Genomic DNA, 26647 nt, shown 5'->3' on the forward strand with positions numbered 1-26647 from the left:
AAGCCCCTCCCCTGCGGGGGAGGGGTGAAGAGCGCGGTCAGCGGGCCAGCGGGGCATGGTCCAGACTGGGCAGGACGTGGCGGGCGAACAGATCGGCTTCGGCGGCATGCGGATAGCCCGACAGGATGAACGCCTCGATCCCCATGTCGCGGTAGCGGTTGAGCTTGGCGAGCACCTGGTCCGGATCGCCGACGATGGCAGCGCCGCAGCCCGAGCGGGCGCGGCCGACCCCGGTCCACAGGTTCGCCTCGGCATAGCCGTCATCCGCCGCCGTCTCGCGTAGCGCAGCCTGCGCCGCCACCCCGGCGCTGGTCGAGTCGAGCGACCTGGCCCTGATCTGCGCACCCTGCGCGGCGTCGAGCTTCGAGAGCAGGCGGTCGGCAGAGGTGCGTGCTTCGGCTTCCGTGTCGCGGACGATGACGTGGGCGCGATAGCCGAAGCGCAAGCTGCGGCCGTGTTTCGCGGCGCGGTCCTTCATGTCGGCGATGATGCTTGCGACCGTCTCCTCGCGATCGGGCCACATCAGGAAGACGTCACAGCCCTTCGCCGCCGCCTCGCGCGCGTCGGGCGACAGGCCGCCGAAATAGAGGAGCGGCGCCTTGCCCGAGACGGTGCGCACCGCAGGCGGGTCGAGCTTGAGCCGCCAGAACTCGCCCTGATGGTCGAGGGCGTCGCCGTTGAGGAGCGTCTTGAGGATGTGCATCGCCTCGACGGTGCGGGCGTAGCGCGGCGCCGACGCCAGCGTCTCACCGGGCATGTCGGAGCTGATGATGTTTACCGTCAGCCGCCCCCCCAGCAGCCGGTCGATCGTCGCGATCTGGCGCGCGAGTTGCGGCGGCCAGGTCTCGCCGATGCGGACCGCCATCAGCAGCGCCAGCCGCCTGAGCAGCGGCGCGATGGCGGCGGCGAAGGCGGTGGTGTCGATGCCGAGCGCATAGCCCGAGGGCAGCAGGATGTTGTCGTAGCCACCCGTCTCCGCCTGCAGCACGATGTCGCGGCAATGCTCCCAGGAGGATTTTAGCAGCGGGTCGGGAACGCCGAGGAACTCGTAGTCGTCGTCGCACAGCGCCGAGAACCAGCTGACCTCGCAAGCGCTTCGGGTGGCGGGGGGCATGCTCACGGCAGCTTCTCCCCGCGCGCGGCGACCAGCACCTCGTACCAGGCCTGGCGCGTCCACGTCACCTTGAAGGCGTCGGCGGCCTCGGCGATCCGCCACGGCTGCTGCGTGCCGACGATCGGGATGACGCGCGCCGGGTGCGCCATGATCCAGCTATACGCCGCCGCCGCGCGGCTGACGCCATGCGCGCGGGCGGCGGCGTCGAGGGCTTCCGCGACCGCCGTGCCGCGCGGCGTCGACGGGTCGCCGAGCCGGCCGCCGCCCAGCGGCGACCAGGCGAGGACTGCATAGTCGCGCTCCATCGCCAGATCGAACAGCCCGTCGACCATCGGATCGAGATGGAGGGCTGAGAACTCCGGCTGCAGGCTGGCGAGCGGGGTGTCGAGGAACGCCGCGAGCGCGGTCGTCTGATGGCGCGTCATGTTGCTGACGCCGACGCTGCGCACCTTGCCGCTCGCCACCATGGCGTCGAGCGTCGCCGCCAGTTCCTCGGGATGAGTCAGGATGTCCGGGCGGTGGACCTGGTAGAGGTCGACGTGATCGACCCCCAGCCGCTTCAGCGAGGCGTCGAGCGCCGCCGTCAGATAGTCGCGGCTGGAGTCGTAGGGCACCGGCGGGGTGATGCCGCCCTTGGTCGCGAGCACCATGCGCGCGCGCAGCTCGGGCGCCTCGGCGAAGATCCGGCCCAGCAGCGTCTCGGCGTCGCCGAAGCCCTTCTCGACCGACTGGAAGCCGTAAATGTCGGCGGTGTCGAACAGCGTCACCCCGGCCGCGAACGCCGCGTCGATCAGCGCGCGACCCTCCGCCACGGTCGCACTGCCGAAGCGCCACATGCCCCAGGCGATGGGCGAGATGTGCAATCCGCTCTTGCCGAGGGCACGCGGTTCGGGCGATAAGGTGATTTCAGACATCGCTGTCATAATAAGGGTATCCGGGTTGGGAGAGCAAGTGCGTTACGGGCTGGTGGGTACCGGGATGATGGGGATCGAGCATCTCCAGAACCTCGCGATCACCCCCGGCGCGGTCGTCACCGCACTCGCCGATCCAACGTCGGCGTCACTCGGCTGGGCGAAGGGCGCGCTGGGCGCGCGGGCGGACGGCGTGGCGGTGTTCGACAGCGCGACGGCGCTGGCGGCGAGCGGATCGTGCGATGCGGTGATCGTCGCGTCGCCAAACCACACGCATCGCGATGTGCTGGCGCCGCTGTTCGAAGCCGGGCTCCACATCCTGTGCGAGAAGCCGCTCGCGACGACGGTCGAGGATGCGCGCTGGATCGTCCAACGTGTCGCCGGTTCACCGGGCGTGTTCTGGACGGCGATGGAGTATCGCTACATGCCGCCGGTCGCGGCGCTGGTCGCCGCGGTGCACGACGGCGACATCGGCGGTCTGCGGATGCTGTCGATCCGCGAGCACCGCTTCCCCTTCCTGCCCAAGGTCGGCGACTGGAACCGCTTCAGCCGCAACACCGGCGGCACGATGGTGGAGAAATGCTGCCACTTCTTCGACCTGATGCGGCTGATCATCCGGTCGGAGCCGGTGCGCGTCTATTGCTCGGGCGCGATGGACGTGAACCATCTCGACGAGCGCTACGGCGATGAAACGCCCGACATCATCGACAACAGCTACACGACCGTCGACTTCGCCAACGGGGTTCGCGCGATGCTGGACCTGTCGATGTTCGCCGAAGGGGCAGAGCAGCAGGAGGAGATCGCAGCGACCGGCGACCGCGCGCGGATCGAGGTTTCCATCCCCTCGGGCGAGCTGGTGACAAGCCCGCGTGTGCCGCTGGGCAGCCCCAAACAGGTCACGCGCCGGGTGGTCGAGACCGATCCGGCGGCGCTGGCGGCGGGGCACCACCATGGCTCCACCTTTTACGAGCACCAGCATTTCTTGAGCGCGGTGCGTGGCGAAGGCCCAGTAGAGGTCACCGCCGAGGACGGGCTGCGCGCCGTCGCCATCGGTACGGCGGCGGAGATCAGCGCGCGCGAGCATCGCGTGGTGGAGATGGCCGAACTGGGCCTGTGAGGTTGAGCCTGTGAGGTTGGGCCTGGGCGGTCGGGCCCGGGAAGAACAAGTGAGAGGGGAAGTCTGATGAAGAAGTTTCTGATGGCGGGGGTGGCGCTGGCCACGCTGACCCCGGCACCCGCGTTCGCGCAGGATACGACCACGCGCGGCGTCAACGCCCCGTCGGCGGACACCCAGGCGAACGCGCAGACGGCCGAGCCGGCGAACACCGATGCCGCGGCGCCGGGCGACATCATCGTCACGGCGCAAAAGCGGTCGGAGCGGCTGCAGGACGTGCCGCTCGCGGTCACCGTGATCGGCGGCGACCTGCTCAACAACCAGGGCCGCACCTCGATCGAGGGCGCGCAGTACCTCGTCCCGGCGCTGAACTTCGCGAAATCGGGGACGACGCTCAACCAGTCGATCTTCCTGCGCGGGGTCGGCACCGCCACCTTCTCGATCGCGGGCGAGCCGTCGGTGTCGACGGTGGTCGATGGCGTCGTCTTCTCGCGAGCGGGCGAGGCGTTCAGCGACCTGGTCGACATCGACCGGATGGAGGTGCTGCGCGGGCCGCAGGGGACGCTGTTCGGCAAGAACGCCTCCGCAGGCGTGATCAACATCACCTCGAAGCAGCCGACGCGCGAACTGGGCGGCTATGTCGAAGCCGGCTATTTCAGCCGCGCCGAATATCGCGGCCGCGCGGTGCTCAACGTGCCGTTCAGCGACAGCGTGCGGACGCGCTTCACCGGTTTTTACGACAATTGGGACGGCAATGTCACCAACGCGGCGCATGGCGGCACGCACGTCAACGGCTTTGAACATTATGGCGGGCGCGCGCAGCTGGTGGCGGACCTGTCGCCCGCGGTGACGCTGACGCTGATCGGCGACTATCACCATAACGACGACGACTGCTGCGCCGACATCATCGGCACCGGCACGCCCGTGGTCGTCAACAACGTGGCGACCGGGTTCACCACGACCAATGCCGTCTTCACCGCGCTGCCGACGCCGCGCGGCGACCGGACGCGCGCAGTGAATCAGGATCTGGTCACCTCGACGGTGGAGACTGGGTACGGCTTTTCGGGCCAGCTCGACATCACCGGGACGCTCGGCACCGTCACCTCAATCACCTCCTACCGTAACTGGCGCAATACGGAGATCCGCGACGGCGACTGGCTGGACCGCGCTTATATCGGCTTCAACCAGCTCCACGATTTCGGGCCGCAGACCGGCGACACCTTTACCCAGGAACTGCGGCTGTCGTCGCCGGGGCATCAGCTGATCGACTATGTCGTCGGCGGCTTCTACTCGCGCGCATTCAGCGAGCGCGTCTTCACGCGCAACGACCAGGTCTGCACTTCGGCGGTGACGCCCGCGCCGACCGCGCTGACGCCGTGCTCGTCCACGCTCGCCAACCCTTCGACCTTCCCGAGCGGCACCGCGGATTTCGGGTCGACCTTCAAGAACCTGGCGTTTTTCGGGCAGGCGACGATCAACATTGCCAGCCGCTTCCGGCTGATCGGCGGCCTGCGCTACACCAGCGACGAGCTTGGCGTGTTCCACCGCCGCACCGCGACGGGGCTGGCGACCAACGGCGCGGGTCAGCCGACCGCGGCGCCGGGCATTCAGCCCGCCTTCGACCAAGGGGTGTTCGACCGCTACAACCAGCTGGTCGCGGGCGGCTCGACCGTCGCGGCGGCGCTGGCGGCGGCGCCGCTGGGATCGAACGGCATCCCGTTCCGCACCAAGACGCACAGCGACAACTGGTCGGGCAAGGGCGGCTTCCAGTTCGAGATCGTGCCGCAGTCGACGCTCTACGCCACCTATTCGCGCGGCTACAAGGGACCGGCATACAACATCTTCTTCAACCTGACCGCGACCGGCACCAACCGCATCTCGCCGGAGACGAGCGACGCCTATGAGGCGGGGCTGAAGAACAGCCTGCTCAACGGGCGGCTGGTGATCAACATCGCGGGCTTCTACGCCAAGTACCACAATTTCCAGGCGAACAATCCCGATCTGGTCGCGGGCGTGGTGGTGACGCGCTTCACCAATGCGGGCGAGATTTCCACCCGCGGCGGCGAGCTGGACCTGATCTGGCAGCCGGCGCGCGACTTCACCATCTCGGGCGGCGGCGCGTACACCGACGCCCATGTCGACCAGTTCTTCGCCGCACCGGGCGCGGCGGCGACCGCGATCGTCCCCGCGGGCACACCGCTGGGCTTCGCGCCGAAGTGGAAGGGCAATCTCAACGCCGACTATCGCTACCGGACAGGGGGCAGCGTCGACTTCTTCGGCGGCGTGCAGGCGAGCTATCAGTCGAGCGAGCTGTCGCTGTTCGCGCCCGACCCGGTGCAGCGCCAGCTGGGGACGATCCATGCCTATGGGCTGATCAATCTGTCGGCGGGGATCGTCACCGCCAATGATCGGGTGCGGGTGACGGCGCAGGTGCGCAACCTGCTCGACCAGAGCTTCGCCGCCGCGATCGTCAATGGCGGTCCGGCGGGTGCATACCGGTACCAGATCCCGCGCGATGCGGATCGCTATTACGGCGTGACGGCGCGGGTCGGGTTCTGACGGCAAGTCCTCCCCGTTTACGGGGAGGTGGCAGGCGCAGCGGCTGACGAAGGGGGAGGGCCACGAGGCCATTGCGCGTGGCCTCCCGTCCACCGTCGCTGCGCATGGTCCCGCTCCCCGTCCCGGGGAGGAGTTCAATGCGCGCCCAGTAGCTCGCCCCTGTCCTCGACCGGCACGATGCGCGGGATCAGGAGCTGGATCACGCCCACCGCCGTCAGGTAGCTGACCGCGCAGATCGCCAGCGCCGGTGTGTAGCCCCAGCCCGCCGCGAGCGCGAACGCCTGGAACTGGATCAGCCCCACCGACCACAGGTTGCCGCAGAACGCCGCCATGCCGATCGTCGAGCCGACCGACGCCGCCGGGGTGATGTCGGTCGCCAGCCCGAAGATGTTGGTCGAGAAGCCCTGGTGCGCGAACAGTCCCAGCCCGAGCACCAGGGCCGCGATCCACGGACCATGCAGTGACTGGACGGAGGCAACGGGCAGCACCAGCAGCGCGAACAGCAGCAGCGCCCCCTTGCGCGCGCGATCGGGGCTCCACCCCCGCGCGAGCAGCGCCGGCGCGAGCCACCCGCCGGTCAGCGCCCCGCCCGCCGCCATCGCATAGACCAGCACCAGCGGCCAGCCGAGCTGTCCCTGTTTCAACCCGAACAGGCGGTTGAACAGGTCGGGCAGCCAGGACAGCATGAAGAACCACACCTGGTCGCTCAGAACCTTCGCGGCCGCGATCGTGATCGTCTCGCGCCGTCCGGCGATCTCCCGCCACCGGAGCGGTCCGGCTCCCGCAACAAGCGGCGCGACCGCCTCGGCGCGAAGGGTAAACCACAGCACGACCCAGATCAGGCCGAGCCCGCCCGCGACGAGGAACGCCGACTGCCAGCCGAACGCAACGGCCAGCGGCGGTATCAGCGCAGGCGCGACGACCGCGCCGACATTGGGCGCCGTGTTGCCGATGCCGAGTGCGACCTGCCGCGCGCGCCCCGTGAAATAGGTCGCCGCGGTCTTCACCGCCGCAGGCGTCCCGATCGATTCCGCTGCACCGAGCACGATGCGAGCGCCGAAAAAGGCGCCCACGGTAGCGGCGGCCGCGTGCGCCATCGCCGCCAGGCTCCACACCGCCACGCCGATGCCGAAGCCGCGCCGCAGCCCCACGCGATCGATGAACCAGCCGGTGCCCAGAAAGGCGAAGGCGGTGGCGATCTGAAACACGGTCGCCAGATTGGCGTAGTCGCGATCCGACCAGCCGAACCGCGCTTCCAGCGTCGGCTTCAAAAGCGCCAGGATTTGCCGGTCGACATAGTTGAGCATGATCGCGACGAAGACAAAGGCGACGATCCACTTGCGATTGGCCATGCGCCGCTCTCCCGGCAGCCCGATAGCGTTGTCAGGCCGACGCTGTCGCGATAGCAGGCCGGACATGGTCCCGGTAGCGCCACGATGAGCACTCGCGCCGTCGCGCCGCGCGCCGATGCGGCGATGGCCGCCGACCTGTACGGCGACCTGCTCTATGCCGAAGCGTCGCCGCGGCGGGGGTGGCGCAGCTATGCGCCCGGCCTTACGATCGTCGCGCTGGGGACGCTGGCAGCGGGGTTCCTCTCGGACCATTACGGCGCGCCACCGACGCTGATGGCGCTGCTGATCGGGCTGGCGCTCAACTTCCTGTCGGCGGACGTGCGGCTGCACCCGGGCCTCGCGTTCGCGTCGCGCTCGCTGCTGCGCTGGGGGATCGTGCTGGTCGGCGTGCGGGTGACGGGCGCGCAGGTGGTGGCGCTGGGGCCGGTCGCGCTGGTCTGCGTCATCGGCATTGTCGCGGCGACGATGGGGATGGGCGTGCTGGCGGCGCGGCGGCTGGGGCTGGACAGTGCGTTCGGGACGCTGGCGGGCGGCGCGGTCGCGATCTGCGGCGCGTCGGCGGCGATGGCGCTGGCGACGACGCTGGGCGAGAAGCGCGTCAGCCAGGCGCAGCTGACGCTGGTGCTGGTCGGCATCTCGGCGATGAGCGCGGGCGCGATGGTCAGCTATCCGCTGCTGGCGCACGCGCTGCGCTATACCGACCTGCAGGCGGGGTTCCTGCTCGGTGCGTCGATCCACGACGTCGCGCAGGCGCTGGGCGCGGGCTATGCCTTCTCGCCCGGTGCCGGACAGATCGCGGCGATCGTGAAGCTGACGCGCGTGGCGCTGCTCGCGCCGGTGCTGGCGGTGGTCGCGGCGACGCTGCCGCGGGACGAGCGCGGCAAGGGCGTAGGCGTGCCGTGGTTCGTGGTCGGGTTCTTCGCGCTGCTGGCGATCAACTCGACCGGCGTGATCCCCGTCGCGGTCGCCAGGGGCGCGGAGAAGGTGGCGGCGGCGCTGCTGGCGGCGGCGGTTACCGCGACCGCGATCCGCTCGCCGCTTGCGCAGCTGCTGGAGACCGGGCCGCGGCCGTTGCTGGTGATCGGCGCGGCGACACTGACCGCGCTGGCGCTGGCGGGGTGCGCGGCAGGGCTATTGCTCTAGGCGCGCGGTCGAGGCGCGTACGACCAGCTCGAACCGAAGCTCGCGGTGCTGCTCGCCGCCGGGCGCCAGCAGCAGGTCGGCGGCGGTGCGGCCGAGCGCGCGGGTCGGCTGGCGGACGGTGGTGAGCGGCGGCCATACGACGCTCGCCACCGCATCGTCGCCGAACCCCGCGACCGACAGCTGCGCAGGGACAGCGACGCCGCGGCGGTGTGCGGCGGAGAGCAGCCCCGCCGCCATTTCGTCGTTTGCCGCGAACACCGCGGTTGGCGGCCGCGGCAGCGCGAGCAACGCCTGCCCCGCCTCGAGCCCGGCCGCAAACGAGAAGTCGCCCGGGCGGATCAGCGCCGGGTCCGACGCCACCCCCGCCGCGGCGAGCGCGTCCGCGTAGCCCGCGCGCCGCACGGCGCTGGCAGCGAAGCTGGGGTCCCCCGCGACGAGGCCGATCCGGGTGTGGCCGAGGTCGAGCAGGTGCCGCGTCACCGTCGCCGCCGCCGCGCGATTGTCGATGAAGACCGACGGCGCGCAGTCGAGCCGCACCCCCGGTGACACCCGCGCGAACGGCAGCCCGCGCGCGAGCAGCCGGTCCAGCACCGCATCGCCGTCGGCGATCGGCGGGGTCAGGATCAGCCCGTCGAGCGGCGTGGTCGCGACCAGCTCCTCGACCTCGTCCAGCACACGGCCCGAGCGGCGATCATAGGGCTGCGCGATCATCCGCACCCCCGCCTCCGCGCAGCGATCGCGGACGCCGAGCTGCATCTGATGGATGTAGAAAGGCGACGGGTTATCGCAGAGCAAGGCGATCTGATGCGCACGGCCGCCGGCGAGCGCACGGGCGGCGAGGCTGGGGCGGAAGTCGAGCGCCGCCACCGCCGCCTCGACACGGGCGCGGGTGGCGTCGCCGACATAGCGCTCCTTGTTGAGGACGCGGCTGACGGTCTTGATCGACACCCCCGCCGCCGCCGCCACGTCGCTGATCGTCACCCGCCCCATGCGGCCGTCAGTCTAGCGCGCGTGAGGCGAGCGGGCCAGCACCCGGCGCGGCGGTGAAGAGGGTGACGGTCGGCGGCGCGCCGTCGGGGGTGCGGTAGCGTGCGGCGATATGTTCGCCGACCGCGGCGGCGCGGCCTTTTGGAGCCAGCGCCACGACGCTGCCGCCGAAGCCGCCGCCGGTCATCCGCGAGCCGCCCTCTCCCGCCAGCACCTCGTCCGCAAGCGCGACGATGTGATCGATCGCCGGGATGGTAATCGCAAAATCGTCGCGCATCGAGGCATGGCTCGCAGCCATCAGCGTGCCCATCGCGGCGAGGTCGTCGGCGCTCATGGCGTCCGCAAAGGCGAGGACGCGGGCGTTCTCGGTGACGACGTGGCGCGCGCGGCGGAACGCGAGGTCGTCGAGCCCTGCCCTGCCCGCCGCCAGCGCCGCCGGGTCGAGATCGCGCAGCTTCGGCACGCCGTAATGCGCGGCGGCGCGGTCGCATTCGGCGCGGCGCTGGTTGTAGTCGCCGCCGGCATGGGCGTGGCGGACGCCCGAGTCGATCACGATGATCGCGACACCGGCGGGGAGCGGCACGGGGCGGCGGGCGAGCGTGCGGCAGTCGATCAGCAGCGCGTGGCCGGCGACCGCGCAGGCACTGACGAGCTGGTCCATGATGCCGCACTGGCAGCCGACGAAGTTGTTCTCCGCACGCTGGCCGGTCAGCGCGGCGTCGACCGGGTCGATCGCGCCGCCGGTCAGCGCCAGCGCGACCGCGACCTCCAGGGCCGCCGACGAGGACAGGCCCGCGCCGAGCGGTACGTCGCCCGCGATCGCCAGGTCTAGCGGCGGGATGCGATGGCCCGCGGCGAGCAATTCGCGTGCAACCCCCCGTACGTAATCGGCCCAGGGCACGCCGTGCGCGAGGGGCAGGGTCGGTGCGAAGCGGTCGCCCTCGCCCAGGTCGGCGGCAGCGACGCGGACGCCGTCGCTCCCCGGCCCGACCGCGACAACGGTGCGGCGGTCGATCGCGCAGGGGAGGACGAAACCGTCATTATAGTCGGTGTGCTCGCCGATCATGTTGACGCGCCCCGGGGCCTGCCACAGCGTAACGGGCCCGCGACCATAGCTTTCGATGAACGCGGCGCGGGCGCGGTTCCGGCTGTTCACATGGCCTCGCGCAGCCGCTGGGCGGCCTGTTCGGGGGTCAGGTCGCGCTGCGCTTCGGCGAGCATCTCGAACCCGACCATGAACTTGCGGACCGTCGCCGAGCGCAGCAGCGGCGGGTAGAAATGGGCGTGGAGTTGCCAGTGCGCGGCGTCGCCGCCGTCGAAGGGCGCGCCGTGCCAGCCCATGCTGTACGGAAAACTGACTCGGAACAACGCGTCATAGCGCCGCGCGATACGGCCGAGGATCAGCGCAAGGTCGGCGCGTTGCGGCGGTGTCAGGGCGGGCAGGCGCTGCACCGGAAAGCGCGGCAGCAGCAGCAGCTCGAACGGCCAGCTCGCCCAGAACGGCACGATCGCGAGCCAGTCCCCGGTCTGTTCGACCAAGCGTCCGCCGTCCGCCTCGCGCGCGGCGACCTCGGCGAGCAGCGGCGCGCCATGCGTGTCGGCCCAGGCGCGCTGATGCGCGTCCTCGATCGCCAGCTCGTCGGGTACGAAGTCGGTCGCCCAGACCTGTCCGTGCGGGTGCGGGTTGGAACAACCCATCGCCGCGCCCTTGTTCTCGAACAGCTGCACCGACACGAAGCGGCGGCCCAGCTCTTCGGCCTGCGCCACCCACGCGTTCACCACCGCTTCGAGCGCGGGCCGGTCGAGGTCGGCGAGCGTCGCGCCGTGATCGGGAGAGAAGCAGATGACCCGCGTTTCGCCGCGCGCCGGTGTGGCGGTGAACATCGAGCCCGCGACCGGCGGCTCGGATGTCGCAAGGAGCGCGGAGAAGTCGTTGGGGAACACATGGACACCGCCGTAATCCGGGTTGCGCTCGCCATTGGCGCGGCGGTTGCCGGGGCAGAGGTAGCAATTGGAATCGTGGCGCGGCCCGCGTGGGGCGGCCGCCACCTCGGCCGCGCCCTGCCACGGGCGCTCGGCGCGTTGCGGCGAGACGAGGACGTGGCGGCCGGTCAGCGGGTTGAGGCGACGGTGGGGGGTCATGCGTCGCGCACCCCGCGGGGCGCGAGCGTACCGCCGTCTAGGGCGGCCACGGCGGCGTCGTTGGGATTGAACTTCGTCGCACCGATTGCCACGTCACCGGCGCGGCGGCGCTGGACAACGAGACCGCCGTCCTGCCCGAGCAGCGGGAAGTCACACGCGGTCGCGCCCTCGCGCAGCAGGTTCGCGAACAGCGCGGCGCGCGCGGGCGGGAGCTCGCCCAGATGATCGCTGGTCATCAGGACGCCGCCCGCACCGGCGGCGAAGCGCGCGAGGAAGGCGACCTCCTCGTCGGACAAACTGTGGAAATGGTCGCGGAGCAGTATGCAGTCGGGGTCGGCCTGCCACAGCACGCCGTGCGCGTGGTTGCGCGTCTGGAGGTCGCGAAGCAGGCTCTCCGCGCTGTACTCGCCATGCCATTCGACGCCGATGTCGCGGCCGATGCGGACCGCGTCGACCAGCCCGGCCCCCGCCCAGAGCGGACAGCCGCAGCCCGACAAGATCGTGTCAGGGCCGATCGCATCACGGATCAGCGCCATGCCGCGCCGCCACACCGCGATCCGTGACAGGCCGGGCTCGCGCCACTGCGCCCGTTCCGGCCCATACTCCGCGCCGTGGTAGAGAAAGTCGGCCTTGATGTACCGCGCCCCCCAGTCGTGCGTCCACGTCCGGAGCACGTGATGGAGGTAGGCGGCGGCGTCGGGGTGGGTGACGTCGAGAACGTGATACTCCTCCGACCGCTTGTGCCAGCGGAACTCACCGTAGAAATGGAAGGCGACGAGCGGCTCGCCGGTCTGCCGGTCGCCGACGAGCCAGTCGGGATGCGCGGCAGCAAGCTTCGACCGGTTGCCAACCAGGAACGGTGCGATCCACAGGCCGGGGGCGAAGCCCGCCGCGGCAGCGTCGGCGAGTAGCGGCGCGATGCCGTCCGGGAACTGCGGCTTGATGTCGAGCCAGTCGCCCATTTCCGGGGTGAAGCCGTCGTCGATCTGGAAGATGTCGAGCGGGATGCGGTGCGCGTCGCGGAACGCGCGTGCGGCATCGAGATGTTCGCGGATGCTGGCCTCGTCGATCGCAGCGTAGAGATTGTACCAGCTGCACCAGCCGGTCAGCCGCTTCGCGGGGAGCCGCGGCGGCAGCGGCGCGGCTGCCGCGACCCGCGCCGACCAGCGGCGCAGCGCCGGCTCGACCAAATCGCCGTCGAACAGGTAAAGCGTCTCTGCGCGCGTCTCACCGGTCCCGTCGAGCAAGGTCTCGACGTCGATCAGCAGCGTGTCGGCGGTGCCCGAAAAGCGGAAGCGGGTCTGGAACCGGTCGTGGCGGTTGAAGCCGAGGACGACCGCGCCCCCCTCCCCATTGGCCCCTGCGGGAAGCAGCGCGGTCATCGCGAAGCCGAGTGTCGGCGCCTTGGCAGGCGGGACCTCGCCCGCTGGCGTACCGGCGGCAACGAAATAACAGCCGTCCCAGCTCTGATAGCCGTTGCGAAGATACGCGCGCGCGCCGCTGACGCGGAGGCGAACGCCGAGAGCCTGGGGGCTGCTGCCGGGCGGCGCGGCCAGGTCGATGGCGTGTGGATCGCCGTCAGATGTGGTCACCTTCACCGTGTCGTTCGGCCCGCCATCGAGGAGCGGGGTGACGATCTCGATGCGGACGCCGCGGCTGGACCAGATCGGCGCCGTCATGTCAGCCGCACCTCCCCACCCTCATGCGCCGACCGGACGGCGGCGAGCGCGAGCTTGAGGCTCCGCGTGCCGTCGGCCAGCGTCACGGCGGGTGGGCGGCGTTGCTCGATCGCGTCGACCACATCCGCAAGCTGCGCCTGGAACACGTCGGTGGCGCCGGTCACCTGCTGCGGCACGGCCCCCGGCTGGGTGGCGGTGAACATTGCGTCGTTCCAGCCGGCGAACCGGCCGGTCAGGCGCTCGGCATAGACCTGCCACTCCTTCGCCCAAATGCCGGGGGTCGCGAAATTGCCCGCGTTGAGCGTCGCGATCCGGCCATCGTCCCAGCCGAACACCACCGCCGACACGTCGTCGGCGGTATAGCCCTCGACATCGCGGTGGAAGAGGTTGGCGCGGCGCGCAAAGACGGTGTCGGGTTCGCCGATCAGGTGGCGGATCAGGTCGATCTGGTGAATGACCTGCTCGATCACTTGGCCCCCCGACCTGGCCCGGTCGCGCCACCACGGGGCGTGAAGCGAGTTGCAGTGATAGCTGCCGGCAAAGAGCCCGGCCGGGCCCGTATCCGCCTCTCGCCAGGCGCGCACCGCGTCGCCGAAGCGGTACATGAAGCCGTTGGCGGCGGTGACACCGGCCGCCTCGACCGCGGCGACCATGCGCTCGGCGGCAGCGGCGGTCAGCGCCAAGGGCTTTTCGACGAGGAGGTGGAGGCCGCGCGCCGCTGCGTGCTCGACCTCGCCCGCATGCGCGAAGGGCGGCAGCGCGACGATCAACAGGTCGGGCGCGGTGGCGTCGATCGCCTCGTCGAGGCCGGTGAAGGGCTCGCCGCCATGCTTGCCGGTGAAGGCGCGGGCGCGCGCCGGGTCGCGGCCGATCGCGGCGACCAGCTCATGCCCCAGCGCATCGGCGGCCGCGGCGTGCTTTGCAGCAATCCCGCCGGGACCGAGAATGGCGATGCGCATCAGAACCGCAGCATCGCCTGCAACAGACCCGCCTCGCCGCGATCGAGCCGGTCGAACAAGACGGGCGCGTCGGCAAAGGCCGCGTCGTGGGTGATGAGCGGCAGCAGGTCGAGGACGCCGCGATGCTGTAATTCGATGGCGGTGCGCCACAGCCGCGGCTTCGACCAGCGGTGCATCGCCTCGGGCGCGGTGCCGCTGATCTGCGAGCAGACCAGCTCGACGCGGTTGTGGTGGAACTCCTCGCCGAGCCTGAGCCCCGGCACCTCGCCCTGGAAGAATCCCATGGCGACCACGCGCGACGAATAGGCGACGGCGCGGATCGCGTCGGCAAGCGCGGGCGGCGCGCCCGACACCTCGATGCAGACGTCGGCGCCGCGGCCGCCGGTCATGTCCTTGATCGCCTCGGCGGCGGGGCCGTCCAGCGTCCGGTGCGCGCCCAGCCGGTCGGCGACCGCGCGGCGCGCCGGGTCCGGATCGACGCCGATCACCGTCGCGCCGCTTGCCCGCGCCGCCTGCGCGACGATCTGGCCGGGGACGCCCAGCCCGAACACCGCGACGGTGTCGCCGATCCGGATACGCGCGTCGTGGACGCCGTTCAGCGCCACCGCCCCGATATGGCTGAAGATCCCGATACGGGGATCGGCGGCGTCGGGTAACAGCCGCTCGCGCGCCCACTCGGCCGCGGCGACATGATGGGTCCGGTGGTTCCAGGTGCCGTAGATGCGCTGGCCGATCGCCAGGTCCACGACCGCGGACCCCAGCTCGACGACTTCGCCGACCTCCTCATAGCCGAGGTTCGCGACCGGATAGGGCCAGCTCGCCTCGCCGGGCACGAACAGGCGCAGCACCTCGTCCCAGCGTTTGCCCATGAACGGACTGGTGCCGCGATACTGCGTCAGTTCGGTGCCCGCGCTGATGCCGGAGAAGAGCGTCGCGATCCGCACCTCGTCCGGCCCGAGCGGCGCGTCGGGCGTGTCGACGAAGGCGAGCGTGCGGGGCGCTTCGAGGATCAGTGATCTTGCCATGCAATCGCCTGCTCATTGGCGCGGACGGCACGGCGGCTCGACCCCATCGTCGCCAGCAACAGCACCACGCCGAGCGCGTACAACGCCGCCATCGCGACGATGCCCGCGCCCATCCCCGCCGCGTCGCCGATCCGCGCCACCAGCAGCGGCGCCATGCCGGCGCCGAAAAAGCCGATCATCGTCATCATCCCGACCGCCGTGCCGCGCGCATGCGGAGGGACAACGTCCTGCATCGCGGCATAGATGCAGCCGTCGAACAGTCCCTTGGCGACGCTGGTCGCGACCAGGACGAGGCCGATCTGCGCCGCGGTTCGCGCGCCGAGGAGCGGCAGCAGCAGCAGCCCGGCGAGCCCCAGTCCGATCGCCAGCGTTACGAACCGACCGACCGCCGACCGCTTCGCCAGCGTGTCCGCGAGCAGGCCGCCGAGCGGCACCGACAGAAAACCCGCGATGTTGATCGTCGCCGACCCGACCAGCGCCGATCCCGCAAGGTTCATGCCCAGCACCTTGTGGACATAGAACGGCGCCCAGAAGGTGACGCCGGTCGCGGCTCCCGTGCCGAGCGCGAAGACGAAGCACAGCATTACCGCCGGCGGGATGCCGAGCACGATGCCGATCGGCTCGGCGGGCTTGCCCGCATCCGCGGCGGTGTGGCGGATCGGCGCGTCGCGCAGCGTGCGCGACAGGACTAGCGCGTGGAGCAGGCCGATGCCGCCGAACAGCACAAACGGCGCGTGCCAGCTCAGCCGGTCGGCGATGAACCCGGTCGCGACCGCGCCCAATCCCGCGCCCGCGAACACCGCGGTCTGATGGATCGACAAGGCGCGGCTGCGCATCGCGGGCGCGTGCCAGTCGCCGATCAGTGCGGTAGCGGTCGGGTAATAGGCGCTCTCCCCGACCGCGACGAGGCCGCGCATCGCGAGCAGGATCGCAAAGCCGTTGGCGAGGCTGGATGCGCCGGTCGCGACGCTCCAGAAGATCAGCCCGAGCAGGATGACGCGAGTGCGCCGGACGCTGTCGCCGACCCGCCCTGCGACGAACGCGCCGATCGCATAGACCCAGAAGAACAGGGAGCCGAGCAGCGCCAGCTCCGTGTCGGTGAGCCCGAACTGGGCCTTGAGCTGCGGCAGAACCGCGATCAGGATGTTGCGGTCGGCGGCGTTGAGGAAGGCGACGACCCAGAGCAGGCCGATCAGCAGCCACGGATAGCGCGATGACGGCGCGCGCGTCATGCGGCGAGCAGCGCGCCCAGCGCCTCGGCGCGGGCGGCGATGCGACGCTGCTCGGCGTGGAGCACATCGTAAAGCGCCACCGCGGTGGCGTGAAAGTCGGGTGGTCCGGCGTCGCCGACCTCCTCAAAGAAGCCGCGATTGGCCGCCTCGCTGTCCGCGACCCAGTCCGCCGGGATCACGCCCGCGCCGCGCAACGCGCCGCTCAGCCCGCCGAGCACGGTCGCGATCGTGTCGGCGTCGCGGCCGAAGCTCGCGCCCGCGACGATGCACTGCCGCGGGTCGCCGTCGCACAGCGCGAACAGCCCGGCGACGATCGGCAGCACCTCGCGGCTGGTCGGGCTGACGGTGCGGTCCTGGTCCCAGCTGACGTCCGCCGGGCGCGGGAAGGAGCGGTCAAGATGGCGGAGATAGAATTGCTCGGTGAACGCATCGACGTCGCCAGTGGCGGCGGCAAGATCGGCCGCGATGCGGAGCAGCCGCTTCGTGTCGAACGAGCCGTGCGCGGTCATCGCTGCCAACACGCCGTCGGTGGTCGCGCCGGGCACCAGCGCCGCCGCCACCCCGGCGGCGACGACGCCCGCCGCATCGCGCTCCAGCCCGTCCTGGTGGATCGACGAGATCGCGACGGCGTCCTGATAGGCCTGGGCGGGGTCGCCCGCATTGACGATGCCCATCGGCGCCACTGCCATGATCGCCGCGTCGGCGGCGGGCTGGCCGCGCCCGGTCTCCCACGGGTTCATGCCGAGCCGCAGCTTCTCCAGCACGATCCGCTCGGTGACGAACAGCCGGTCGGGGTTGAGGTCGCTCAGCCACACCGCGGCGTAATCGTCCGGGGTGATCCGCCCGCGCTTCCGGATGATCGCGAGGCACATATAGTGGCGCAGCGTCGTATCGTCGGTGATCTGGCCAGGCGCGCCGTCGCGCTTGCGCGCGGGCTGCGGCAGAAAGCGGTCGATGTGTCCGAAGGCGGCGCGGATGTCGGCGTAATGCCAATCCTCGCCCGGCGCGCCCATCGCATCGCCGATCGCGCCACCGATCAGGCAGCCGTGGATGCGATCGAGGAGCGCCGCGCTCACGCGCCCGCCGCCGTATCGATCAGGATGGCGCGGAAATCGTTGACGTTGGTCAGCGTCGGCCCGGTCACGACGAGGTCACCCAGTTCGCGGAAGAAGAGATAGGCGTTGTTCTCGGCAAGGAACCTCGCGGGGTCGAGCCCGCGGACGGCGGCGCGCGCGAGCGTGTCAGGCGTGACGATCGCGCCCGCCGCGTCTTCCGTCCCGTCGATGCCATCGGTGTCGCAGGCCAGCGCCCAGATGCCGGGCGCGCCCGCCAGGGCGATCGCGAGACCCAGGCAATATTCCATGTTGCGCCCGCCACGCCCCGCCTTGTTGACGACGGTGACGGTGGTTTCACCGCCCGACACGATCGCACGCCGGCCGCCGTCCCGCGCCAGGCGACGGGAGAGCGCGGCGTGGCTGGCGCCCAGGTGGCGCGCCTCCGCCTGCAGCTGATCACCCAGATCGGTGACCTGATAGCCGCGCGCGGCGGCTTCGCCCGAAGCGGCACGCAACGCGTCGCGGGCGCGCGCGATCACCGCGGTCTCCGCACCCGCAAGGCCGAGGCTGTCGGGCGCGGGGGTCTCATTGGCGGGGTCGGCGAGCGCGGCGTCAACCGGCGCGGGGGTGGCGATGCCGTAGCGCGCGACGATCTCGCGCGCCTGGGCGAGGCTGCTGGTGTCGGCAACCGTCGGACCGGAGCTGACGAAGCTGGGATCGTCACCGGGCACGTCCGAGATGATCCAGGTCGTCACCGCCGCATGCCCCGCGGCGACCGCCAGCCGCCCGCCCTTGATCAGGCTCAGATGCTTGCGGACCCGGTTGATCTCCTCGATCGTCGCGCCCGATTGGAGCAGCGCCCGGGTCACTGCCTGCTTGTCGGCGAGCGTCAGCCCGGGCGCAGGGGCCGCCATCAGCGCCGAGCCGCCGCCCGACAGGAGGACGAGGAGACGGTCGCCCGCCTCCAGCTCGCCGGCCAGCGCCAGCGCGCGGTGGGCGGCGCGGACGCTGTTCTCATCGGGATAGGGATGCCCCGCCTCGATCACCTCGACCCCAGGCCAGGACGCACCACTCGCGGGAAGGTGGCCGTGGCGGGTGACGACCAGTCCCTCCAGCGGCCGCGCCTTGTGCCGCTGCACCGCCGGCGAATGCGCGGCGTTCTGGGCGACCCGCATCATTTCGGCCGCACCCTTGCCGACCGCGATGACGACGGTACGGCCGTGCGGGGAGAGCGGTAGCTGTGCCGGCATCGCGACCGCAGGCGACACCGCACGCACGGCCGCATCGAACAGCGCGTGCAGGTCCGCGCGGGGCCGTTCGGCCGCCAGTATGGGCGCGGTGCTGATCGTGAGCCTCCCCTGCCCGCTTGTGGCGCGGGTCCTTGGACAGGCTGCCGCGGCGGCGATGGGCGGCATAGCCGTGGCGGACGCAACGGATTGTTGCCGAACCTGCAACCTTGTCCTGCCGGCGGGTGACAACGAGATCAAAGCTCCCAGCTCAATGTCGGGCGGAGATGCTCGACCAGAAAGTCGATCAGCGTCCGGACCCGCACCGGCACGCCCTTCGGATCGGCGAACAGCGCGAAGAACTGCATGTCCGCCGCCTGCCAGCCTGGCAGCACCTCGACCAGTCGCCCCTCCGCCAGATCGCGCTTGCACAGAAAGGCCGGCAGACTGGCGATGCCAAGCTCGCTCAGCACTGCCTGGCGCAGCAGGATCAGGTCGTTGCAGAGCAGTCTGGGCGTGAACTCGACCTGCACCTCATGGTCGGCGGAATGAAGGCTCCAACGGTGGCGGCGGTCGACCGTGCCCGCGGCGAGCAGGTCAAAGCGCGGCAGCTCGGCATGGCTTTGCGGCATGCCGACACGCTCGAAATAGCCCGGCGCGCCGAACGCGCCGCAGCCGGTCGCGCCGAGTTTTACGGCGATCAGCCCGCTGTCGGCGAACGGTCCCACCGCCAGTGCCACGTCAAAGCCCGACCGCAACAGCCCGACCGCATCGTCGCTGAGCACGCTAACCAGGCGGACGTCGGGAAATTGCTGCAGAAAACGCGCCAGCAACGGTCCGATCAGGCTTTGCCCGAGGACATAGGGAACCGCGATCTTGACTACGCCTTGTGGCGTCGCCCGCTGGTTCTGGAGCGCGCGTTCGCCGTCGCGCAGCACCCCCATCGATCGCAGGCAATAATCGAAAAAGGTGGCGCCGTCCTGCGTCACCGTCACCGCGCGGGTCGTGCGGTGGAGCAGCTGGACGCCCAAATGCTCCTCCAGCCGCGACAGCCGCCGGCTGACGGTTGATTTGGGCAGGCCGAGCTGCTGCCCAGCGCGCGTCAGGTTTTCGGTCTCGACCACCTTGGTGAACACCATCAGGTCGCCGAGGTCGAGCATAGCGGGCAGGCTAGTCCACCGTTGCCAGGCGGGCAACAGTCCGTTGCGCGCAACCGGGCTTCCGGTGGAAGCTCCCGGCCATCACGCTTCCGGCATGATCGAGGCACGTGTCAACGCGGCCCGAGCGAAGGGGAGGAACCATGATGACACATCGCACCGCCGCGCTGCGCCTCGCGCTGCTGGGGGGCACGGCCCTGGCGTTCGCACCGCCCGCTTATGCCCAGATGGCGCAGGGCGCGGCCCAGACCAGCACCGCGCCGGTCCCCGTCGGCACCCCCGACGACGCCCCCGCGCAGAGCGCGCAATCTGACATCATCGTCACCGCGACCAGCGTCGCGCGGCGCGCTCTCGACACGCCGCTGGCGGTCACCTCGCTCGATGCGCAGCAGTTGCAGCGGACCAGCGCGATCAACCAGGCGGACATCCTCAACACCATCCCGACGATCAAGGCGGACGGCGGCGGCGGCGAGGTCGCGGCCAATGTCTTCGTCCGCGGGTTGCCGTCGGGCGGCCAGTATCAGTTCACGCCGCTGGAATATGACGGCATACCCGTTCTCTCCTCCTTCGGCCTCAATTCGTCGGCCTATGACGTCTATTACCGCAACGACCTGGGTATTGACCGGCTGGAGTTCGTCCGCGGCGGCGTGTCCAACCTGTTCGGACCCGGTTCGGTCGCGGGCCTGATCAACTATATCAGCCGCACCGGCGGCGACGAGCTGCGCGGCACGGCGCAGGTCGAGGTGGCGGAGCGCGGGCGTTACCGGGGCGATCTCGCGATCAGCGGGCCGCTCGGCAACGGCTTCTACTTCGCGGTGTCGGGCTGGTATCGGCACGATGACGGCCCGGTCCGCACCGGCCTGCCGACCAAGGGCTATCAGGTCCGCGGCAACCTCAAATACGAATGGGGCGGCCGCAACTCGATCACGCTGTCGGGTCAGTGGATCGACGACAAGGATCAGTATTACCTGCCGATCCCGCTCAACGGCGCCGACCGCAGCCGGGTCCGCGGCAACGACGGCAACCTGGTCTATCAGGTCATCACCCCCGCCGCCGCCGGGATCAGCTATGCGGTGCCGGGCGGCACGTTCACCACCCACATCACCGATGGCGTGACCGCCAAGGGTGGGCAGGTCGCGCTCGCCTTCGACACGCATTTCGGGGACTCGGGCTTCGGGCTGAACGGCCGCGGCAAATATTCGCAGTACGCGACGCGCTTCGGGCTGTGGTCCGACGGCGACGGGCTGGTCAACGTGCCCGAGACGCAGGCTGCGTTCCTCAGCAACACGACGCGCCGCGCCGCCTATGTCGAGCTGGCCGGGGCGACACCCGCGAATTCGACCTTCACCTATGCCGGCACGACGACGGTGCTGCCTGCTAATGCCCTGCTGTTCGCAAACCGGTTCACCGACCGCTACCGGCCAAACCACGATTATACCGGCGAGCTGAACCTGACGTGGAACGGCGGCACCGGCTCGATCGAGCATGCGGTGACACTGGGCGGCTTCTACGCCAATGCGTGGGCGCGCGACTTCGACGTGACGACGACCTATCTCGCCGAACTGAATGAGGAGCCGCGGCTGGTCAGCCTGACCGCGAACGGCACGGTCATCTCACGCGGCGGCGTGCTGAACGAAAGCCCGGCCGGCACCTACACCAACAACTATCATCAGGTGGAGCGCTATGCCGGGTACTTCGCCGACCAGATGAAGATCGGCGACCGTTTCAACTTCGACATCGGCGCACGGGTCGAACACCTTAACGGCTCGATCCGGCGCGAGCGCAACGCCACCACCATCCCGGTGGTGCTGGCCGGACAGTCGACCGAGCTCAACACCGTCAACTACGGCACCGGCGGCTTTCTGACCGGCAATGTCCACACCACCGAATGGGCGGTCGCGGCGGGCGCGCTCTACAAGCTGACCGATCGCGTCAGCCTCTACGTGAACGGCAGCCGCGGCTATTTCTTTCCGGAAATCCGCGCGGTGGGTTTCCAGCCCACCACCACGGCGGCGACGGTGACGGTGGCGCCGGGCACCGCCAGCTATGACGGCGAGATCATCAAGCAGGTCGAAGGCGGCATCAAGGTCGACCAGCCCTGGTTCAACTTCACCGTCTCCGCCTTCTACACCAACCTCAAGAACCGGCGACAGGTGCTGTTCATCAACAATGGGCTGGGCGGCTTCACCGAGGCGGTCAATCTGGTCGCGACGCGCAGCTGGGGCATGGAGGGCGAATTCGACCTGCGGCTGATGCGCAACCTGCACTTCAACGGCAATCTGACGCTGCAGAATGCGCGCTATACGCAAAGCCAGGCGCTGGTGAACAACATACCGTCGCCCAACACGGCGGTGATCGGCCGCGATCTGGAGCGCCAGCCCGACTTCCTCTACAATGCCGGGCTCTATTATGACGATCGCACGTTCGATGTGTCGTTCTTCGCGAATTATACCGGCGACAACTTCACGGCGAACACCAACCAGATCAGGCTCAACGGCTGGTACGTCGCCAATCTCGACGCGGGCGTGAAGCTGCGCGTGATGGGCGACCGGCATGTCCGCGTCGGCGTCAACGTCTTCAACGTCTTCAACGAGGACGCCGCTACCGAAGGCTCGCCACGGCAGGACGCCAACCAGACCGTCGGCGGTGCATATTTCGTCGGCCGCCCGGTGCTGCCGCGCCGGGTGACGGGGCGCGTCAGCTTCAACTTCTGAACGACCTTCCTCCCCTGGGCGGGCGCCTCCAGCGGGAGCGCCCGCCTGTTTTGTTTTCAGGGCCGTCCATGACCGATCTCACCGACGCCGCGCGCGCAATCCTGCGGGGCAACGACCGCCAGGGGCCGGGCGGCCGCTACACTGTCCCCAACGGACGCGTGTATCCCTTTCAGTGGAACTGGGATTCCGCATTCGTTGCGCTCGGCTTCGACACCTTCGATCGGGTGCGCGCGTGGCAGGAGGTGGAGACGCTGTTCAGCGCGCAATGGCAGGACGGATTTGTGCCCCATATCGTCTTTTGGGCCGACGATGCGGGCTATTTTCCCGGTCCGTCGGTGTGGGACACGGGCCGCGAGCCGCGCACTTCCGGCATTACGCAGCCGCCGGTCGCGGCGACGGTCGTGCGGCGGCTTTGGGACACGGCCCTTGCGGCGGGCGAGGGCGATGCCTTTTGGTCGCGGGTGGAGCGGTTGTATGATCAGCTGCTCGCCTATCACCGCTGGTTCGCGGAGGTCCGCGATCCGGAGGGGCGCGGCGTTGTGGTTGCGATGCATCCTTGGGAGACGGGGCGCGATAATTCACCCGAATGGGATGCGCCCGGTGAGCCGATCGACGTCTCGAAGGTCGGCGACTATGTCCGCCGCGATACCGGCCATCTCGACGCCAAGATGCGGCCGACCAAATTGGAATATGACCGCTATCTGGCGCTGGTGCAGTACGGCCGCGCACAGGGCTGGGATCATCATGCCATCGCCGCAGGCAATCCGTTCAGGGTCGCGGATGTCGGCATGAGCATGATCCTGCTCCGCGCCAACCGCGACCTGCGCGACCTTGGCGCGATGCTGGGCCGCGACACGGGCGCGATCGCCGCATGGATTGCGCGCGCGGAGGCGGGGATCGGCTGGCTGTGGGATGAGGCGCACGGCTGCTGGTGCTCGCGCGACCTGCTGACCGGGCGGCGTTCCGGGTTCGTGACGAGCGCCTCGTTCCTCAGCTTCTATGCGGGGCTGCGCGATCCGGCGAAGGACGCGGCGACGCTGGCGCATCTGGCCCGGATCGGCGCGCGCGTGCCGTATCTCATGCCCAGCCTCGACCCCGCCGACCCTGGTTTCCAGATGATCCGCTATTGGCGCGGGCCGGTATGGGCGGTGGTCAACTGGATGATCGGCACCGGATTGGCCGAGACGGGGCACGCCGAGCCCGCCGCGCGGGTGAAGCGCGACACGCTGGACCTGATCGCGCGCAACGGCTTCTACGAGGCGTTCAGCCCCGTCGACGGCACCGGCAGCGGCGGGGACGACTTCAGCTGGACGGCGGCGATCTGGCTGGCCTGGGTCGCTGGCGACAGGTCCGCAGTGTAGCTGCGGACGAGACCGCCGAGCCCGGCGGGCGGGAAGCGAAACGCTCCCGACCAACGGCGCGGCTTTGGCATGGCGTTTTTTTTTGCGCTACCGATCCGGATCGACCAGCGCCCCCGCCGTCCGGGCGCGGATTTGGCTCGGGCTCATGCCGGTCAGCCGCCGCACCGTCTTGTTGAAATGCTGGGCATCCGGAATGCCGACGCGCTCGGCGACACGCCATACCGGCAGGTCGGTCGCTTCGAGCAGGTAGCGGGCATGCTCGACCCTGCGCTGGAGCAGGCGATGGGGCACTGTCACGCCAAAGCGGCGGCGGAACACGCGCGCCATATGCGCCGGTCCGACCCGCGCGGCGTCGGCAATGACGGCGACGGTCAGCGGCTCGGCGAAGCGCGTGTCGATGACGCGCGCGGCGCGTTCGGCCGGATCGTCGGCGGGGCGGTCGCGGTCGCCGAGCCAGAGCAGCAGCTGCAGCAACGCCGCCGCCGCCCGTGCGCGACCGAGCGGATCGGCGCGGGCGTGGAGCGACGCAACCTCCGCGAACCGCTCGCGCGCGGCGGCGGCGTCAGGGAGGTGGAGCGGCAGCTTCAGCGCGCCGTCTGCTCGCGCCGACGTCGTGAAATGCACCACCCAGTGTCGTCCCGCAGCGGGCAGGTGGTAACTGGTCGCCAGCCCCGCCGGGCTCAGCGTCACGTCGCCGGGCGCGAGCGCAATCTCCACCCCCGCCAGCCGCATTTGCCCCGCGTAATCGTGGAGGTGGAGCGCGTGCGCCCCGCCCAGATAGCGCGTCTCGAACCCGCGATCTGCGAGCGCAAAACGCCCGGCCAGCCGGACGGCGGGCGACCGATCGACGGGGATCATAATTTCAGTCATATGCGTTTTTGTACCATGGCGATCGCCGCCAGCAGTGGCAAGGCCCGCGTCGCGGACGCATGGCAGCGGCAAGGAGAAGCACGATGCGGCTGACCGCGGAACAACAGGCCTTTTATCGGGAGCAGGGCTTCATCCACCTGCCCGGCTTTCTGACGCCCGGCGAGGCGGCGGCCTATCGCACGGAGGTGCATGCCATCGCCGCCACCACGGCAGCGCGCGATGCGACCTGGTCGAGCGTGAAGGGCGGCACCCAGCTGACGCACTGCCACGACGTGCAGTTCCGATCGGCGGCGTTCACCCGGCTGCTGGTCGACGACCGGCTGACCGGGGTGGCGCGGGACATCATCGGCCCGAACGTCCAGCTCCACCACACCAAGATGTTCGTGAAGCCGCCGGAAAAGGGCTCGCCCTTTCCGATGCATCAGGACTTTCCCTATTTCCCGCATCGCGATCATTCGATGATCGCGGTCATCTTCCATTTCGACGACGCGCCGGACGCGAAGGGTTGCCTGCGTGTTTATCCCGGCAGTCACAAACGTGGGCCGCTGCCGTTCGAAGGCAGCGATCACCATCTGTCCGAAGCCGAGTTCCCGCTCGGCGGGGCGCTGCCGATCGAGGCAAAGGCGGGGGATGCGATCTTCTTTTCCTACCTGCTCGCGCACGGGTCGGGGCTGAATGTGTCGGAGGAGCCGCGGACCACGCTGCTGGTGCAGCTGCGCGACCCCGCCGATCCGCCGCTCAAGGAAGGGCATGGCAGCCGCGGCCAGGGGATGATGCTGGTGGGCGTCGACCCGACCGCGGGGCAGTTCGCCTTTGCGTGGGAGAGCAAGGCTGCTTAAGGCGGCGCTGCTGCTGCATGCCGCGCCGGCGGCGTGCGCCGACCTTGCGCGGCTGCATTCGCCGACGCTGACGATCACCGAGGCCGTTCAGGAGGGAACGCTGTGCCGCGTTGCCGCGGTTGCACGGCCGCGGCCGGCGGCGCGGATCGGGATCGAGATATGGCTGCCGCCTGCGGCGCGGTGGAGCGGGCGTTACTATCAGATGGGCAATGGTGGTTTTGCGGGCCATGTCGATCGCCCGACGCTCGCCGCGGCGGCGGCGCGCGGCGACGTGGCGGCAGCGACCGACACAGGTCACACGGGCAATGGGTTCGAGGCGGGCTGGGCGATTGGACGGCGCGACCTTGTGGAGGACTATGCGTGGCGCTCGATTAGGATCACCAGCGACGCCGCGCGGGTGCTGACCCGGGCCTATTACGGGCAAGATGCGCGGCGGCGGTACTTCATGGGCTGTTCCTATGGCGGGCGGCAGGCGCTGGTGGCGGCGGCGCGCTGGCCCGGCGACTGGGACGGGGTGATCGCGGGGGCACCCGCGACGCGCTGGACGGTGCGGCAGCGGGGGTTCGCGGCGATCCATGCAGCACTGGCGCGCCCGGGAGCATGGATCGAAGCGGCGCAGCTGGCGACGATAATCGCCCGCCACGACACGAGCGGCCTGACGCCCGCACAGCGCGGCGGCGTCGCGGCGATCGAGCGCGCAGGCTACCCGCTGCGCCACGCCAGCGCCGCAGCGTGGGGGCAGTGGATCTACAACCGCGACGCGGCAACCGGCACACAGGCGGCGTTCGTCGCGCAAGCGCCGTCACTATGGGACGCGGCCACGCCGCCCGCCTGGGCCGAGCGGCTGTTCGCGGTTGGACCGCTGCGCGCGTTCGCGGCGAGAGGCGGCCGGGTGCTGTCCTATTTCGGAACAGCCGACCCGGTGCTGCCGTCCGGCTTTGCAGTCAGCGATGCGCGATCGGCCGGTGCACGCGCGGGTTTCTACCGGCTGTTCATGGTGCCGGGCATGGAGCACTGCCAGGGCGGCGACGCGCCGCACGCAATCGGCCAGTCGCTCCCCGCCCCCACGGGCGCAGACGACGCCGAGCATGACGTCCGCCGCGCGCTGGAAGCATGGGTCGAGCGGGGGCGCGCGCCGGCGCGGCTGATCGCGACCCGACCGGGTGACGCGACGCAGATGGTGGTGCTGTCGCCCGCGCGGTTGTAGC

The 26647-nt window shown here is 70.2% G+C and carries 21 protein-coding genes; 7 read left to right on the top strand and 14 right to left on the bottom strand.

Going from position 1 to position 26647, the window contains the following annotated elements:
- Window positions 1–37 precede the first annotated feature (37 nt).
- Both ACP2AD_RS16075 and ACP2AD_RS16080 read right to left on the bottom strand, forming a co-directional pair.
- Entirely contained in the window at window positions 38–1114 is a 1077-nt protein-coding gene (locus tag ACP2AD_RS16075) for an LLM class flavin-dependent oxidoreductase (RefSeq protein WP_425231194.1), read from the bottom strand.
- Window positions 1115–1116: 2 nt separating this feature from the next.
- Window positions 1117–2028 (bottom strand): aldo/keto reductase, encoded by a 912-nt coding sequence (locus ACP2AD_RS16080; RefSeq protein WP_425231044.1) that lies wholly within the window; start codon window positions 2026–2028, stop codon window positions 1117–1119.
- A gap of 37 nt (window positions 2029–2065) precedes the next feature.
- Here ACP2AD_RS16080 and ACP2AD_RS16085 point away from each other — a divergent pair, with 37 nt between their 5' ends.
- The gene (locus ACP2AD_RS16085; RefSeq protein ID WP_425231045.1) at window positions 2066–3142 is read left to right on the top strand and encodes a Gfo/Idh/MocA family protein; all 1077 of its coding nucleotides are present in this window, start codon (window positions 2066–2068) and stop codon (window positions 3140–3142) included.
- A 66-nt stretch (window positions 3143–3208) separates the two neighbouring features.
- Window positions 3209–5698: a TonB-dependent receptor gene (locus ACP2AD_RS16090; protein WP_425231046.1), complete on the top strand. Its 2490-nt coding sequence runs from the start codon at window positions 3209–3211 to the stop codon at window positions 5696–5698.
- Between the two features lie 134 nt (window positions 5699–5832).
- On the opposite strand, the gene ACP2AD_RS16095 is transcribed toward ACP2AD_RS16090, so the two are convergent.
- Window positions 5833–7050, bottom strand: coding sequence for an MFS transporter (locus ACP2AD_RS16095; RefSeq protein WP_425231047.1), 1218 nt, complete (start codon window positions 7048–7050; stop codon window positions 5833–5835).
- A gap of 123 nt (window positions 7051–7173) precedes the next feature.
- On the opposite strand from ACP2AD_RS16095, the gene ACP2AD_RS16100 reads away from it, so the two are divergent.
- Window positions 7174–8193: a YeiH family protein gene (locus tag ACP2AD_RS16100; protein ID WP_425231195.1), complete on the top strand. Its 1020-nt coding sequence runs from the start codon at window positions 7174–7176 to the stop codon at window positions 8191–8193.
- Here the strand turns inward: ACP2AD_RS16100 and ACP2AD_RS16105 are convergent.
- The 10 genes from ACP2AD_RS16105 to ACP2AD_RS16150 all read right to left on the bottom strand — a co-directional run bounded on the left by ACP2AD_RS16105 (window position 8182) and on the right by ACP2AD_RS16150 (window position 19658).
- Entirely contained in the window at window positions 8182–9183 is a 1002-nt protein-coding gene (locus tag ACP2AD_RS16105; protein WP_425231048.1) for a LacI family DNA-binding transcriptional regulator, read from the bottom strand. The genes ACP2AD_RS16100 and ACP2AD_RS16105 overlap by 12 nt on opposite strands.
- A 7-nt stretch (window positions 9184–9190) precedes the next feature.
- Entirely contained in the window at window positions 9191–10336 is a 1146-nt protein-coding gene (gene galK, locus ACP2AD_RS16110; protein ID WP_425231049.1) for a galactokinase, read from the bottom strand.
- Entirely contained in the window at window positions 10333–11322 is a 990-nt protein-coding gene (locus ACP2AD_RS16115) for a UDP-glucose--hexose-1-phosphate uridylyltransferase (protein WP_425231050.1), read from the bottom strand. The genes galK and ACP2AD_RS16115 overlap by 4 nt, the downstream gene beginning before the upstream one ends.
- Window positions 11319–13001, bottom strand: a complete 1683-nt coding sequence (locus ACP2AD_RS16120) for a glycoside hydrolase family 36 protein (protein ID WP_425231051.1) — start codon at window positions 12999–13001, stop codon at window positions 11319–11321. Before ACP2AD_RS16120 ends, ACP2AD_RS16115 begins: the two co-directional genes overlap by 4 nt.
- Window positions 12998–13960, bottom strand: coding sequence for a Gfo/Idh/MocA family protein (locus ACP2AD_RS16125; RefSeq protein ID WP_425231052.1), 963 nt, complete (start codon window positions 13958–13960; stop codon window positions 12998–13000). Before ACP2AD_RS16125 ends, ACP2AD_RS16120 begins: the two co-directional genes overlap by 4 nt.
- Complete coding sequence (locus ACP2AD_RS16130) at window positions 13960–14985, bottom strand: zinc-binding dehydrogenase (RefSeq protein ID WP_425231053.1); 1026 nt, start codon at window positions 14983–14985, stop codon at window positions 13960–13962. The genes ACP2AD_RS16125 and ACP2AD_RS16130 overlap by 1 nt, the downstream gene beginning before the upstream one ends.
- Window positions 14970–16217: an MFS transporter gene (locus ACP2AD_RS16135; protein ID WP_425231054.1), complete on the bottom strand. Its 1248-nt coding sequence runs from the start codon at window positions 16215–16217 to the stop codon at window positions 14970–14972. The genes ACP2AD_RS16130 and ACP2AD_RS16135 overlap by 16 nt, the downstream gene beginning before the upstream one ends.
- Entirely contained in the window at window positions 16214–17293 is a 1080-nt protein-coding gene (locus ACP2AD_RS16140; protein ID WP_425231055.1) for an ADP-ribosylglycohydrolase family protein, read from the bottom strand. The genes ACP2AD_RS16135 and ACP2AD_RS16140 overlap by 4 nt, the downstream gene beginning before the upstream one ends.
- A complete protein-coding gene (locus ACP2AD_RS16145) occupies window positions 17290–18687 on the bottom strand; it encodes a glycerate kinase type-2 family protein (RefSeq protein WP_425231056.1) in 1398 nt (465 codons plus the stop codon). The genes ACP2AD_RS16140 and ACP2AD_RS16145 overlap by 4 nt, the downstream gene beginning before the upstream one ends.
- A gap of 68 nt (window positions 18688–18755) precedes the next feature.
- The gene (locus ACP2AD_RS16150; RefSeq protein WP_425231057.1) at window positions 18756–19658 is read right to left on the bottom strand and encodes a LysR substrate-binding domain-containing protein; all 903 of its coding nucleotides are present in this window, start codon (window positions 19656–19658) and stop codon (window positions 18756–18758) included.
- Between the two features lie 143 nt (window positions 19659–19801).
- Here ACP2AD_RS16150 and ACP2AD_RS16155 point away from each other — a divergent pair, with 143 nt between their 5' ends.
- Window positions 19802–22369, top strand: coding sequence for a TonB-dependent receptor (locus tag ACP2AD_RS16155; protein ID WP_425231058.1), 2568 nt, complete (start codon window positions 19802–19804; stop codon window positions 22367–22369).
- Between the two features lie 68 nt (window positions 22370–22437).
- The gene (locus ACP2AD_RS16160; protein WP_425231059.1) at window positions 22438–23730 is read left to right on the top strand and encodes an MGH1-like glycoside hydrolase domain-containing protein; all 1293 of its coding nucleotides are present in this window, start codon (window positions 22438–22440) and stop codon (window positions 23728–23730) included.
- A gap of 87 nt (window positions 23731–23817) precedes the next feature.
- Here ACP2AD_RS16160 and ACP2AD_RS16165 read toward each other — a convergent pair whose 3' ends face one another.
- Window positions 23818–24600, bottom strand: coding sequence for a helix-turn-helix transcriptional regulator (locus ACP2AD_RS16165; protein ID WP_425231060.1), 783 nt, complete (start codon window positions 24598–24600; stop codon window positions 23818–23820).
- Between the two features lie 83 nt (window positions 24601–24683).
- On the opposite strand from ACP2AD_RS16165, the gene ACP2AD_RS16170 reads away from it, so the two are divergent.
- Together ACP2AD_RS16170 and ACP2AD_RS16175 are read left to right on the top strand one after the other, a co-directional pair.
- Window positions 24684–25439 (top strand): phytanoyl-CoA dioxygenase family protein, encoded by a 756-nt coding sequence (locus tag ACP2AD_RS16170; protein WP_425231061.1) that lies wholly within the window; start codon window positions 24684–24686, stop codon window positions 25437–25439.
- Window positions 25414–26646: a tannase/feruloyl esterase family alpha/beta hydrolase gene (locus ACP2AD_RS16175; RefSeq protein ID WP_425231062.1), complete on the top strand. Its 1233-nt coding sequence runs from the start codon at window positions 25414–25416 to the stop codon at window positions 26644–26646. The genes ACP2AD_RS16170 and ACP2AD_RS16175 overlap by 26 nt, the downstream gene beginning before the upstream one ends.
- The last annotated feature ends 1 nt before the right edge of the window (window position 26647 follow it).

The sequence above is a fragment of the Sphingomonas sp. genome (assembly GCF_965248875.1).
In the GTDB taxonomy this organism is placed as follows: Bacteria; Pseudomonadota; Alphaproteobacteria; order Sphingomonadales; family Sphingomonadaceae; genus Sphingomonas.

What these genes read in the sequence shown, in the direction of transcription:
- ACP2AD_RS16075 (WP_425231194.1), bottom strand. Translation starts at nt 1,114, where the DNA reads ATGCCCCCCGCCACCCGAAGCGCTTGCGAGGTCAGCTGGTTCTCGGCG.
- ACP2AD_RS16080 (WP_425231044.1), bottom strand. Translation starts at nt 2,028, where the DNA reads ATGTCTGAAATCACCTTATCGCCCGAACCGCGTGCCCTCGGCAAGAGC.
- ACP2AD_RS16090 (WP_425231046.1), top strand. Translation starts at nt 3,209, where the DNA reads ATGAAGAAGTTTCTGATGGCGGGGGTGGCGCTGGCCACGCTGACCCCG.
- ACP2AD_RS16095 (WP_425231047.1), bottom strand. Translation starts at nt 7,050, where the DNA reads ATGGCCAATCGCAAGTGGATCGTCGCCTTTGTCTTCGTCGCGATCATG.
- ACP2AD_RS16100 (WP_425231195.1), top strand. Translation starts at nt 7,174, where the DNA reads ATGGCCGCCGACCTGTACGGCGACCTGCTCTATGCCGAAGCGTCGCCG.
- ACP2AD_RS16105 (WP_425231048.1), bottom strand. Translation starts at nt 9,183, where the DNA reads ATGGGGCGGGTGACGATCAGCGACGTGGCGGCGGCGGCGGGGGTGTCG.
- ACP2AD_RS16115 (WP_425231050.1), bottom strand. Translation starts at nt 11,322, where the DNA reads ATGACCCCCCACCGTCGCCTCAACCCGCTGACCGGCCGCCACGTCCTC.
- ACP2AD_RS16120 (WP_425231051.1), bottom strand. Translation starts at nt 13,001, where the DNA reads ATGACGGCGCCGATCTGGTCCAGCCGCGGCGTCCGCATCGAGATCGTC.
- ACP2AD_RS16125 (WP_425231052.1), bottom strand. Translation starts at nt 13,960, where the DNA reads ATGCGCATCGCCATTCTCGGTCCCGGCGGGATTGCTGCAAAGCACGCC.
- ACP2AD_RS16130 (WP_425231053.1), bottom strand. Translation starts at nt 14,985, where the DNA reads ATGGCAAGATCACTGATCCTCGAAGCGCCCCGCACGCTCGCCTTCGTC.
- ACP2AD_RS16135 (WP_425231054.1), bottom strand. Translation starts at nt 16,217, where the DNA reads ATGACGCGCGCGCCGTCATCGCGCTATCCGTGGCTGCTGATCGGCCTG.
- ACP2AD_RS16145 (WP_425231056.1), bottom strand. Translation starts at nt 18,687, where the DNA reads ATGCCGCCCATCGCCGCCGCGGCAGCCTGTCCAAGGACCCGCGCCACA.
- ACP2AD_RS16150 (WP_425231057.1), bottom strand. Translation starts at nt 19,658, where the DNA reads ATGCTCGACCTCGGCGACCTGATGGTGTTCACCAAGGTGGTCGAGACC.
- ACP2AD_RS16155 (WP_425231058.1), top strand. Translation starts at nt 19,802, where the DNA reads ATGACACATCGCACCGCCGCGCTGCGCCTCGCGCTGCTGGGGGGCACG.
- ACP2AD_RS16160 (WP_425231059.1), top strand. Translation starts at nt 22,438, where the DNA reads ATGACCGATCTCACCGACGCCGCGCGCGCAATCCTGCGGGGCAACGAC.
- ACP2AD_RS16165 (WP_425231060.1), bottom strand. Translation starts at nt 24,600, where the DNA reads ATGACTGAAATTATGATCCCCGTCGATCGGTCGCCCGCCGTCCGGCTG.
- ACP2AD_RS16170 (WP_425231061.1), top strand. Translation starts at nt 24,684, where the DNA reads ATGCGGCTGACCGCGGAACAACAGGCCTTTTATCGGGAGCAGGGCTTC.